The 11,600-nt window shown below is 42.1% G+C and carries 16 protein-coding genes; 6 read left to right on the top strand and 10 right to left on the bottom strand.

The features are described 5' to 3' along the window. Positions 1-69 precede the first annotated feature (69 nt). The 4 genes from BK139_RS09870 to BK139_RS09885 all read right to left on the bottom strand — a co-directional run bounded on the left by BK139_RS09870 (position 70) and on the right by BK139_RS09885 (position 3,089). On the bottom strand, positions 70-573 hold the full coding sequence (locus BK139_RS09870; RefSeq protein WP_076258164.1) for a phosphatase PAP2 family protein: 504 nt from the start codon (positions 571-573) through the stop codon (positions 70-72). A 318-nt stretch (positions 574-891) separates the two neighbouring features. Further along, the gene (locus BK139_RS09875; RefSeq protein ID WP_076258165.1) at positions 892-1,920 is read right to left on the bottom strand and encodes an alpha/beta fold hydrolase; all 1,029 of its coding nucleotides are present in this window, start codon (positions 1,918-1,920) and stop codon (positions 892-894) included. Then, positions 1,921-2,277 carry a hypothetical protein gene (locus BK139_RS09880; protein ID WP_076258166.1) on the bottom strand — a complete coding sequence of 119 codons (357 nt, stop codon included), beginning with the start codon at positions 2,275-2,277 and terminating at the stop codon, positions 1,921-1,923. 38 nt (positions 2,278-2,315) lie between these two features. Continuing rightward, the gene (locus BK139_RS09885; protein ID WP_076258167.1) at positions 2,316-3,089 is read right to left on the bottom strand and encodes an SDR family oxidoreductase; all 774 of its coding nucleotides are present in this window, start codon (positions 3,087-3,089) and stop codon (positions 2,316-2,318) included. Positions 3,090-3,270: 181 nt separating this feature from the next. Between BK139_RS09885 and BK139_RS09890 the strand changes: the two genes are divergently transcribed. Then, positions 3,271-3,525 carry a hypothetical protein gene (locus BK139_RS09890; RefSeq protein WP_076258168.1) on the top strand — a complete coding sequence of 85 codons (255 nt, stop codon included), beginning with the start codon at positions 3,271-3,273 and terminating at the stop codon, positions 3,523-3,525. Positions 3,526-3,583: 58 nt separating this feature from the next. Here BK139_RS09890 and BK139_RS09895 read toward each other — a convergent pair whose 3' ends face one another. After that, positions 3,584-4,993 (bottom strand): alanine/glycine:cation symporter family protein, encoded by a 1,410-nt coding sequence (locus BK139_RS09895; protein WP_076258169.1) that lies wholly within the window; start codon positions 4,991-4,993, stop codon positions 3,584-3,586. A gap of 286 nt (positions 4,994-5,279) precedes the next feature. Between BK139_RS09895 and BK139_RS09900 the strand changes: the two genes are divergently transcribed. The 3 genes from BK139_RS09900 to BK139_RS09910 all read left to right on the top strand — a co-directional run bounded on the left by BK139_RS09900 (position 5,280) and on the right by BK139_RS09910 (position 8,426). Next, entirely contained in the window at positions 5,280-6,521 is a 1,242-nt protein-coding gene (locus BK139_RS09900) for a PucR family transcriptional regulator (protein WP_076258170.1), read from the top strand. Positions 6,522-6,638: 117 nt separating this feature from the next. Further along, positions 6,639-7,769 carry an alanine dehydrogenase gene (ald, locus tag BK139_RS09905; protein WP_076258171.1) on the top strand — a complete coding sequence of 377 codons (1,131 nt, stop codon included), beginning with the start codon at positions 6,639-6,641 and terminating at the stop codon, positions 7,767-7,769. Between the two features lie 402 nt (positions 7,770-8,171). Further along, entirely contained in the window at positions 8,172-8,426 is a 255-nt protein-coding gene (locus BK139_RS09910) for a hypothetical protein (protein WP_076258172.1), read from the top strand. A 37-nt stretch (positions 8,427-8,463) separates the two neighbouring features. Here BK139_RS09910 and BK139_RS24590 read toward each other — a convergent pair whose 3' ends face one another. After that, the gene (locus tag BK139_RS24590) at positions 8,464-8,919 is read right to left on the bottom strand and encodes a YuzC family spore coat inner layer protein (RefSeq protein ID WP_483310646.1); all 456 of its coding nucleotides are present in this window, start codon (positions 8,917-8,919) and stop codon (positions 8,464-8,466) included. 194 nt (positions 8,920-9,113) lie between these two features. On the opposite strand from BK139_RS24590, the gene BK139_RS09920 reads away from it, so the two are divergent. Continuing rightward, positions 9,114-9,737, top strand: a complete 624-nt coding sequence (locus tag BK139_RS09920) for a DedA family protein (RefSeq protein WP_076258174.1) — start codon at positions 9,114-9,116, stop codon at positions 9,735-9,737. A 32-nt stretch (positions 9,738-9,769) separates the two neighbouring features. On the opposite strand, the gene BK139_RS09925 is transcribed toward BK139_RS09920, so the two are convergent. After that, the gene (locus BK139_RS09925) at positions 9,770-9,952 is read right to left on the bottom strand and encodes an asparagine synthase (protein ID WP_076258175.1); all 183 of its coding nucleotides are present in this window, start codon (positions 9,950-9,952) and stop codon (positions 9,770-9,772) included. 106 nt (positions 9,953-10,058) lie between these two features. Here BK139_RS09925 and BK139_RS09930 point away from each other — a divergent pair, with 106 nt between their 5' ends. After that, entirely contained in the window at positions 10,059-10,442 is a 384-nt protein-coding gene (locus tag BK139_RS09930; RefSeq protein WP_048012008.1) for a hotdog fold thioesterase, read from the top strand. A gap of 51 nt (positions 10,443-10,493) precedes the next feature. Here BK139_RS09930 and mnhG read toward each other — a convergent pair whose 3' ends face one another. From mnhG to BK139_RS09945, 3 genes are read right to left on the bottom strand one after another with little or no spacing between them, the layout of a single operon-like run. Next, the gene (mnhG, locus tag BK139_RS09935; protein ID WP_076258176.1) at positions 10,494-10,856 is read right to left on the bottom strand and encodes a monovalent cation/H(+) antiporter subunit G; all 363 of its coding nucleotides are present in this window, start codon (positions 10,854-10,856) and stop codon (positions 10,494-10,496) included. Continuing rightward, positions 10,840-11,124: a Na(+)/H(+) antiporter subunit F1 gene (locus tag BK139_RS09940; RefSeq protein WP_076258177.1), complete on the bottom strand. Its 285-nt coding sequence runs from the start codon at positions 11,122-11,124 to the stop codon at positions 10,840-10,842. The genes mnhG and BK139_RS09940 overlap by 17 nt, the downstream gene beginning before the upstream one ends. Then, a complete protein-coding gene (locus BK139_RS09945; protein WP_076258178.1) occupies positions 11,124-11,600 on the bottom strand; it encodes a Na+/H+ antiporter subunit E in 477 nt (158 codons plus the stop codon). Before BK139_RS09945 ends, BK139_RS09940 begins: the two co-directional genes overlap by 1 nt.

Genomic DNA, 11,600 nt, shown 5'->3' on the forward strand with positions numbered 1-11,600 from the left:
GATCTTAGCGACACTAGAACGCGACTAACAATCAGTGGGGGATAAGGAACCCCCCCACTGATTGAAGTTTCACTTTATTTCTGGTCTTGAAAGCTTTTCTGTGAACCAGCCTATTGTTCCGCCAATAAGAGCACCGCCAATAACATCGGAAGGGTAGTGGTGGCCTGCCCAGATGCGGGCGAAGCCTGTGCATGCTGAAACCCACAGCAAAATACGGCCTATAAATCGGTTTCCGTAAAAAATGACGATAGAAGCAGCAAACGAAACTACTGTATGCTTGCTTGGGAAACTTGAGTCTCTTTTGGCTGGAATTAAAAGGCCAACCTTATTTTTTATGAAGGGACGGGGCCTGAAATAACAAATTTTTAGAACCTTATTTACAAAGATTGCAATCAGAGAAGCAGCAGCAGCTTTTTTTGCGGCTGTTCTGGAAGGTCCTTTGGCCAGCCACATGCATGCCAGGACAAATAAAAATAAATACCTTGCCCTATTTGATAAAAGAATCATTAAAAAATCAATAAATGCTATTCGACCGGATAAACGGTTGATTGCCTTGAAAATCTTCAAGTCCATTATTTGTCTCCTTCTGCTCTTGTCATTGTCAGATGCCTGCTTAAGGCTCTCCTGTGATTGCCTATTGTTCATTTGCTTATTATTTGCAGCTAAGCATGTAAAAACACCATTTGGGCTAACACAAAAAAAATAAAACCATGCAGCAATTGCATGGTCGTAAAACTAAGCAGAAAATAAGTCTCTAAACACAAATGAAGCAAAACCCATATAAGCACTGACAGTGTAGTCGTTTATAATATAATTTGGATAATTCCATAAAGTCATCAAGTTACCTCCTTTAAATATTGAATCCCCTGCGAGGCAGGGGAATGATAAATATCATATTTTTCCTGATCTTGCTGACAGCCATTTGTCCATATAGTCAGGAACTTTTCCTTCTGAAGTCAGGTTGGCGTGCCCGCCCTGAAGGAGATGAAAAGTTTTATCAGCACTGGACACCAGGTCCATGACCGGAAGAATCTGCTCTTTTGGAACAAGCCGATCATTATCTGAAGCGACAGCGAGCAAATTAGCTTTAATATTACTGAGGGAGGCTTTCTTTTCTCCGATCGTTAATGTACCGTTCACAAGCTTATTGTCTTTTAAAAGATCTTGATGGATTTGCTTCAGTGCAGCCCCTGCAAATGGAATATGGCCATTGGTCCAATGGTTAAATCGCTTCCAGCGGGACGCATAAGCTTCATCATCGGCCCTGGCCAGAAGCGATAAATATGGAGAGTAATAGAGGGGGGAAGTAAAAAGCCGCATACCTGATTTAATGGCAAAGGCGGGGATAAGTCCCCATGCATCAAAAGTGGTTTCCAGGCTGCCTTCTCCATTTCGCAGTTCATCCGCCCATTTATCAAAGACCGGGACAATGCTGAAATCAACCGGTGCAACAGACAATACTAAGTTTTTGACCGGTTCATCCGCAATGGCCGCATAAATGGCTGCAAAGGTGCCTCCCAGGCAAAAGCCCATCACAGTTATTTCGTCTGCTCCCGAGTGATATAAAGCTCTTTTTACCCCCTTCTGGATGTATTCAGTAATATAATCTTCCATCGTAATGTCTTTATCCTCATAGCCCGGAATTCCGAAATCCAGCAAGTAGACATCATACCCGCTGTTAACCAAAGCCTCAATTAAACTGTTCTGAGGTCCCAGGTCCAGAATAAAGGGCTGATTGACTAATGAATAAACAAGGAAAATGGGAATACTGTATTTTTTGCTGGCAGGGGCATAATGCCAGAGAGTAGCCTTATTTCTTTTCCAGACTGCAGTTCTTGGAGTTAAATTGATCTCCGGAGCAGGCTGTAAAAGAGTATTAAAAAATCCAAGCAGTTTTTTGGAAGCTGTATTTTGAGCCATTTATTTTTCCGCGCTTTCAGCAGGGCTGCCAAGTGCTTTTTTTATTTCCTCAATTGATCTGGCCAAAGCGATGACTTTTTCGTCAATCTGATCCATTTTTTCTTCAGCCTGAACAGTTAGTTTTGCTGCATTTGCTACGTCGGTCTTGGTAGGAAAGTTAAGAGGGATGGATAGTGTCTCAATGGCGTCCCGGAGTTTTTTCATGCTTGCTGCAGTCACCTCGGAACGGGTGACTAAGTTTTTGAAAATATCTTCTTTGTTAATAGAGTTCTGAATAGATTCATTCAGTTCTCTTTCCACTTTTGTTCCTAACTTTTTTATTGCCTGCAATAGGGCTTCTGTATGGTTAATAGACATAAACTTTCTCCTTTCTTTAAAGTTAGCTCTGTGAAACCTTAAAGGGATACCGTCATTCCTCCATCTACGACTAATACCTGTCCTGTCACGTAATCAGACGCTTTGGATGATAAGAAGACAGCTGCTCCTTTTAAGTCATGTTCGCTGCCAAATCTTCCGGCAGGAATCTTTTTGAGAATAACTGAACTCGATTTTTCAAGGACTTTTGTAATTTTGGTAGGAAAGAAGCCTGGAGCAATAGCGTTTACTTGAATGCCGGCAGGAGCCAATTTTACAGCTAAATCCTTTGTAAGTGCGATAACTGCCCCTTTACTTGTGCTGTAAGCCACTGCATCAAGAAATGCCGAGTGGGTGCCCCTCATTCCATTTACGGAAGAAATATTAATGATTTTGCCGCTTCCCTGCTTCGTCATCACTTTTGCGGCAGCCTGTGAAAATAAAAACAGCCCTTTTAAGTTCACATTCATGACTTTGTCCCATTTATCGGCAGGCAGATCCAGAAAAGGTGCAACCCAGGATGTACCGCTATTGTTAATGAGGATATCGATGCTTCCAAATGTCTCCAGGGTCTTTTGGATGACCTTCTGAATGTCTTCTTCCTTGGTGATGTCGCATTCGATGGCAAGGGCATTAACTCCTTTGGCTTCAAGGCTTTTTCTGACATGCTCACATGCTTCAATTCTGCGTGAGCAGACGACAACATTTGCTCCTGCTTCCCCAAGTGCATTTGCCATTTGCTCACCGAGTCCGCGTCCTCCTCCAGTGACAATGGCTGTTTTATTGCCTAAATGAAATAACTCGTTCAATTCCAACGTTATCCCTCCCTTATTTATTATTAAGAAGCAATCCTGATTTTTAAAATAGACTTCGATATAGTATAGACAAGTTCACCTCATGTGGTGCTAAAATTGTATATTTGCCTTGTCCCAAAAATGTATAAGGAAGACAAAAACAGAAAAGGATGGATAACAAACGGGGGAGGGAGGCGAAAAGGTGGAAAGAGAACAAATCGAGGAGCTTTTTGAAGAAAGCGGATATCCAGGTTTAAACAGCAAGCTTGCCTATAAAGTCTGGATGACAGGGGCATGGGATGATGCGGATGAAGATAGAATAGAAGCGTTTTTAGAGGCGTATTCTTTTGAACAAGAAGGAATTATAACTGGTGAGTTTCTTTATCACTATCGGATATTTGCTTATATTCATGAGAAAATGACCTGCCGTTATTTCCGCTTTAGGGATACCGCCTAAACAAAAACAAACACAGATCAAAGTGAAGGGACCTGTGTTTGTTTTACATATATTAGTATTAGCTAGCCTTATTTAACTGCTTATTTGCTGCTTTATAGTGGTTTTCAAAGAATTCATTAGTATCTTTAACAACCACTTTGCTTAGAAGGATTAGTGCAATCAAGTTAGGAATCATCATTAATGCGTTTGCCATGTCGGCAAATGCCCAAACAGTAGTTAAGTTGGCAACCGCACCGATTCCAGTTGCGAAAATGTAAATGGCACGGTATCCCATAATTCCTTTTGTGCCAACAAGGTATTCAAAGCATTTTTCACCATATACATACCAGCCGACAATTGTTGAGAAGCCGAAGAAAATTACAGAGAAAGCAACGATATATTCACCCGCTGTTCCAAGAACATGGGTAAAGGCTGCACTTGTTAATGCCCCGCCGTCAAGGCTGCCATCATGTGCCACACCAGAGATCAATCCGCCTGTTGTGTCCCAGAAACCAGTCATGATAAGCACCAGGCCGGTCATCGTACAAACTACGATTGTAACAATAAATGTACCAGTCATCGCAACAAGAGCCTGTTTTACAGGATGGTCTGTCTTTGCGTTTCCTGCAATAAGCGCTGCTGTACCAAGACCGGCTTCATTAGAGAAAATACCCCTGGAAACACCATTCTTGATTGCTTCGGATACGACAACACCGACAAAACCGCCTGTCGCTGCTACCGGATTGAAGGCATAGTAGAAGATAGTCTGGAAACCAGGAATGATTTGATCATAGTTAACAGCGAGTATCAGTAATGCCCCGCCGATATAAAGAAAGGCCATAACCGGAACAAAGAATCCTGCAACAGTACTGATGCGCTGAATGCCGCCAAAGATGATTAAGGCTGCCAATACAGCAAGAATAACGCCTGTAATCCAATTATTAATTCCAAAAGAAGTATCCATAACAGCTGCAATTGTATTCGATTGAACACTGTTTCCGATGCCCAGTGCTGCAAAAGCACCAAAGACGGCAAAGGCAACTGCAAGCCATTTAAACTTTTTGCCAAGTCCGCGTTCCACATAATACATCGGTCCGCTGGAGTACTCGCCATTTGCATTTTTTACACGGTATTTCATTGCGAGTAATGCTTCGGCATATTTGGTTGCCATTCCAAGCAAACCAACAATCCACATCCAGAAGATGGCTCCTGGTCCGCCAAGTGTAATTGCAGTGGCAACACCGGCGATATTACCATTACCGATGGTTGCTGCGAGAGCAGTCATTAGAGCCTTAAAGTTACTGACATCCCCTTCATCATTGGATGTAGCCTGACCTTCTTTTGTAAATCCTAATTTAAACGCATATATTAGCCTTCTGAACTGAAGGCCCTTTAGCATGAATGTTAAAAGAACACCCGTACCAAAAAGCAAAATCAAACTTGGTGTGCCCCAGAGCACCCCGTTAATTTTATTAAGCGTCTCAAGCATAAATCATCGCCTCCCAGATGTTAACGCTTTCAAAATCTGTAAATCAAACTATTAAAATATGAGTTTTTTGTGAACATGTCCTATTGTAAAATTATCTGAATATAACTTCAAGGTAAATTAAAAAAGTAAAACTATTAGCAATTTTATAAAAAAGGTGACGGGCACCGCTCGAATTATGTCGAATGGCCTGATGGCTTTGGTAGAGTACAGGGTGGAACCTGAGGTATAATATAATAGGATAGAGAAAGTGCAGATTAAAGAAGTTTTACGATTGGGTGATAATAAAATGGAAAAAGATCCGTTTAAGAGGGCATTTAGTGATCTGGAGGAATTGGTAGATAAGATACGCGATGTCCTGGAATGCCCTGTTACAATAGAAGATGTTAATCATCGCCTGCTGGCATACAGCACACATGATGACCAGACAGATACCGCGAGAATCGCTACAATCATCAGCAGAAAGGTTCCTGAGAAGGTGATTAATCGTTTATGGAAGGATCGTGTGATTCCGCAGCTGATGCAAAGCGGCGAACCACTTAGAATTCCTGAAATAAAGGAGATAGGACTGGGAAATCGGGTAGCCATTTCAATACGCAATCATAATGAGGTATTGGGCTACATCTGGGCTGTTGAAGAAGAAGCCGCTTTATCTGAAAGCAAGCTGAATATGCTAAAGCTGGCTGCACAGTCTGCAAGAACGGAAATGTTAAGATTAAACGCCCAAAAGAAAAAAAGAGCTGAGGGCTACCGGGATTTTTTCTGGGAGCTGTTAACCGGCCGTTTCCATACCCATGATGAAATCTCAGAAAGATTTGAGGAGTTAAGCATAAAACCGCCATCACCGTTTGCTGTGCTAGCCTTTAGGTTTAAAGAAGAAGTTACCTCTAAAATAGAGCAAAAGATCATCTATCTGATCACGACAAGCCAAAAGGTTCATATAACCTTTCATGCCGCGATGGGGAACGAATTCGTAATTCTAGCAGTGCCTCCTGAACCTGCTCTAGCTGAGAATACTTTTATCGAATTCATCGAGTTTTTCATTGATCAAATGAAAACACGTTTTGGCATTGATCATATAAACGGGGCAACAGGAACAACTTATCAGCACTTTGAAAAAGTGGAAAAAAGCTATCAGGAGGCATTGCAGGTTCTGAGTCTTAAAGAACAATTCCCAGAAGAGATCCATCATGTTTATAGCTATCAGCAGCTTGGCATTTTCCGCTACCTTGATGCCATCCTTGAAAAGAAACGGAAGGAACCGTATGAGCACCCGGCTATCGAAAAGATTACTAAATATGACCTTGAGCACCGGACTAATCTGCTCACTACTCTTGAAGCCTTCATTGATCATGACAGCAATGTGAATGAAACAGCTAAAAAGCTGCATATTCATATGAATACACTGAATTACCGATTAAAGAGGATAACCGATATTGGGAAAGTTGACCTGAAGAATACGAATACAAAACTTTCTTTATATCTTGAGCTTAAAATCCGGAGAATGGAAAAGAAGAGCCCTCATTTGTAGATTTCCACAAATGGAGGCTCTTTTATTTTACCGATTTAACAATGACAGCGCTTTACTAAAATTATTATACTGACAATAGTAAATATCATAATTGATAGATTGAAAGGGGATTTTTCCATGATTATTGGAGTACCTAAAGAGATTAAAAATAACGAAAATCGTGTTGCTGCGACACCAGCAAGCGTTGACGCATTAGTAAAGTCCGGACATAAAGTATTAGTAGAAATTGATGCAGGAATTGGAAGCGGTTTCACTAACGAAGATTATACTGAAGTAGGAGCCGTTATCGTAGATACTGCTGCTGAAGCATGGGCTGCTGAAATGGTAATGAAGGTTAAAGAGCCGCTAGCTTCCGAGTATGGTTATTTCCGTGAAGGTTTGGTTCTTTTCACATACCTTCACCTTGCAGCAGAGCCTGAGCTTGCAAAAGCATTAACTGAAAAAGGTGTTACAGCGATTGCTTATGAAACAGTAGAAGTAAACCGCACATTGCCTCTTCTTACTCCAATGAGTGAAGTTGCAGGACGCATGTCTGCTCAAATTGGAGCTCAATTCCTTCAAAAGACGAATGGCGGAATGGGAATCCTTCTTGCAGGTGTTCCAGGGGTATCACGCGGAAAAGTTACCATCGTTGGCGGCGGTGTGGTTGGAATCAACGCAGCGAAAATGGCAATCGGACTTGGAGCACAAGTTACAATCATCGACTTAAGCCCAGAGCGTCTGCGTCAGCTTGACGATATTTTCGGAAACAGCATCCAAACTTTAATGTCTAATCCTTTCAACATTGCAGAAGCTGTAAAAGATGCTGACCTGGTAATTGGTGCGGTTCTAATCCCGGGAGCTAAAGCGCCTAAGCTTGTAACAGAAGAAATGATTAAAACAATGAAGCCTGGTTCAGTAGTTGTTGACGTAGCGATTGACCAGGGCGGTATTTTCGAAACTGTTGATCACATTACAACTCATGACAACCCAACATATGATAAGCATGGCGTTGTTCACTATGCTGTTGCAAACATGCCTGGTGCAGTTCCAAGAACATCTACAATTGCTCTTACAAACGTTACAATTAACTATGCTCTGCAAATTGCAAACAAAGGTGTTGTAAAGGCGATTGAAGACAATGCAGCACTAAAACTTGGCGTAAACGTTGTAAACGGAAGCATCACATACCCAGCGGTTGCTAAAGACCTTGGCTATGAGTATGTATCTGTCGAAGATGCATTTGCTAAAGTAAAAGCAGCTAACTAATATACAAAAAATCCCCTTGGCCAAAAGGCTAAGGGGATTTTGTTTGTGCAGTCAGGGCGCCTTCCGCTTTTCTAGTGTTTTCTAGCTCCAGCGCCTACCCCCTCGAGGTCACAAACCAATCCTCCCAAAAAGGCAAAGAACGCCTTTCCGGGAGGCTCGTCTTGTGCTTGTCGGGGGTGGGCAAGGCGCTTCCGCTTTTCTAGTGTTGTCTAGCTCCAGGCGCCATCGGCTCGAGGTCATAAGCCAATCCGTCCAAAAGGTTAAAGAACAACCTTTTAGCCAGCTCGTCTTATGCTTGTCGCCGATAAGCGGGCGCCTTCCGCTTTTCTAGTCGCCCACTCAAAATAAGGACATTTGCATATTAAATAGAGAAGGGATTGAAAATGAAGGAGGTTACCCTGCATGTATTATTATAGAGGCCCATATAGAAACGGGAACGAAAGGTTTTTCTTTTTAGGAGCTCCTTTTGTCGGCGGCTTGCTTGGCGGTTTCCTGGGAGGAGGACTGGGAGCAGCTTTATTTGCTCCACGTCCATTTTACGGCCCTCCGCCTCCACCGCCTTTCTATGGCTATGGCCCGCCAGGAGCACCATATGCTCCTTACGGCGGTGGCGGATACCCTGGCTATGGCCCATATGGAAACCCATATTACCGTTAAACACGTGAGAAGCTCTCTTGATCGAGAGCTTTTTTATTTACATCCATCTCAGTTTTAGCGTTAAATCACAGCATTTCTGAGGATCCTCTTTGTCTGATTCGAAATGAAGTCTTAGCCCGTCGGGTGTATAGTCAACAGAAGGGACTCGCGAGATGCCTGTCGATTTCAGCAGGTTTTCGACTGCCGCCTTGTTGGACTGCTGGGCCGCTGACATCAGTTCATAAGAAAACTTTTTTGACTCTGCCATATTTACAAGCAATGTGCTGGCATCTCTCATGAGGACCTCCATTTTTTTTGCAGAGCTCATGAACATTTGAGGATCCACAGCAGGCAAGGTCCTGTAGAAATGTACAGGGTGATAATAAGTCTGATAGGCCTGCGGATAATTCCAGCAGCTTTGATGCTGAGGATTATATCCGGGCTTTGGGTAGCGAAAATAATAATAGGGGTACATCCGGTTCTGCCCCTTTCGATTAATAATAAATGCACGCATTCCCAATATATGAAAACCAGGCTTTTCCTATGAAGGAACAAAATTATTTCACCAAAAGTTAGGCATAAGAGGTGGATAGGAAGAGAATTTTTTAAAAGGATTGATATTATTAGAAAAGGGGTAAAAGAAGGGAATGAAGAATATATTAGTGTGGTAATTAATTGTGCACAGCTTACATAGATAGGAGGCCCCAAATGGAACTGGAACTGATTTTGGAAATCATTGAAAATAACGGATATTTGGGGCTGTTTCTCTGGCTTTGGGTAGGAGTTTTTATTTTTCCTGTGCCAAATGAATTGATTGTTATGACTGTTGGACTTTCTTCCTCTTTAAAAACGCTTCACCCTGTGCTTGCATTCATTGTCATTTATCTTGGCATTTTGGCGGCATTGTCAACCTGCTATACCATCGGGCGTTTAATCGGAAGGCCTTTGCTAAAGTACTTTCATAAAAGCAAAAGGATGTCTAGAACGATTGATTCTTCTTTAAAGCTAATGGAAAAGTATCATGCCTTTTCCCTCTCCTTCAGCTATTTTGTTCCGGGTATCCGAAACTTCCTCCCTTTTTTATATGGCTTCAGTAAATTACCATTTAAAAAATTCGCTTTATTTGCATACAGCGGCGCACTGATATGGCTGTCTTTAGCCTTCGCGATCGGCTACGTATTTGGAGATCATATTGACACTATCATCAAACATGAAAAAGAAATACTGATTGGCCTGGCAGGCATTGCTGCAATCTTCCTTATTTTCCGCATTACCAGAAGAAAACGGGGGAAGGAGCAGGAAAAGCTGCATGATCAGGGGCTGGGATTATAATATAAAAGGCAGCCAGATGCTGCCTTTTATACTTAGTACTGATTACGGTGCTCTACCAGGTCGATGGCCCCAAGTACAATATGGGCAAGCCCAAAACCAACGATGGTATCTGAAAACATATTGTTTGTTCTGCGGTTTTGTTTCATTGCATAGCCTGCCGCAGTAACAGCGGTGCCGAGAACAGCTGGAATTAATCCTTCGCGTACACGATCCATGACGGTCACCTCTTTTTTGTGATTGTCCAGGAGGACATCCATAGTTTGTTCTTATATAATGAAGTATAGTATGACAACATTTTACATAGCGAAAGGGGATTGGGGAATGGAATTGAAAGGGACTCTAATCGAAACACTCGGAATGGAAATCGTGTCACTTGAAAAAGGCCGTGTAGTTGCCACTATGCCTGTTGATGAACGCACCCGCCAGCCGTTTGGCCTTCTGCATGGAGGAGCATCTGTCGCTCTTGCGGAAACTGTTGCAAGCATAGGAGCATTTGAACTTTGCGACAAAGAAACGGAATCCGTTGCAGGGCTTGAGATCAATGCTAACCATATACGTGCTAAAAAAGATGGAATCGTGACGGCTGTCGCAACAGTGCTGCATCAGGGAAGAACCACAATGGTCTGGGATATCAAAATTACAGATGAAAATGACAAACTGGTATGCACATCAAGATGTACTATGGCAGTAATTAAAAGAAAATAAACGTACAAAAAACCCACGAGAGAGAAAAAGTTCCCCGTGGGTTTTCTTTTTTTATTTACCGGCAGTTTCTTTTACTTTTGGGACATTTTTCAGATCATCCCTGACGCTTTGGTCCCATAGCTTGACTCCGGAATTATATGCTGCCCGTCCAAGTAAATGGCCAGCAATGGGGGAAGTCAAGAATATAAAAATAATCCCCAAAACGACTCTTGAATTAAAATAGCCATCCTTAAAATAAAAGAAAAGCAATGTTCCCAAAAGGACACATAAAACACCAAGTGTTGCAGATTTTGAAGCAGCATGGTTTCTCGTATAAACATCAGGCAGCCTGATAACACCGAAAGCTGCAACAAGGCTAAAGAAGGCCCCTAACAGAATAAACACGATAATAAAGAAATTAGCGATCTCTGTCATGTTCTATGATGACCCCCTTCTCCAAATATTTAGAGAAGGCCACAGTCCCGATGAAAGCGAGTATTCCAAGCAGAAGGATGACCTCCAAATAGGCATTTGTATTAAGTGCAATGGAGGTTAGTGCTACGATGGCAACCAGGTTGATCCCGATTGCATCCAATGCTACAACCCTGTCAGGAGTGGTTGGGCCTTTGATCACCCTGTAAATTAAAGCCAGTGTGGCGACCGATATACACAGAATGGCAATCATTACAACAGTCTTGATCATTATCGGCTCACCTCCATGATTGCTTTTTCAAATGAATTTTTTATAGAATCAATTTCGTCCTGCACTTCACCCATATCCATTGCATGCACGTACAATATTTTATTGTCGTCGGAAACAGAAATGGTTAAGGTTCCCGGTGTTAATGTAATCAGGTTAGCTAGAATGGTGATTTGCCAATCCTTTTCCAAATCAGTAGGGAATGCAAAAATACCTGGCTTCATGTCCAGCTTCGGTTTAAGAACAACTTTTAACACTGATATGTTTGCGAGAATCAGTTCTTTAATAAAAATCAGCAATAAATTGATCACTGCGATTACGCGCAGCAGGTAAAAGCGTGATTGAAAGAATCTCCTGAAGACAAAAATAATGAGCAGTCCGAAAAGAAATCCTTTCAAAAAAGCTACCGGATCATAGGTTGTGGTTAAGAACATCCACATAAACCCAAGGAACATATTTAATAAAATTTGAAATGCCAT

It is taken from the genome of Paenibacillus sp. FSL R5-0490 (genome assembly GCF_001956215.1).
Lineage (GTDB): Bacteria > Bacillota > Bacilli > Bacillales > Cytobacillaceae > Cytobacillus.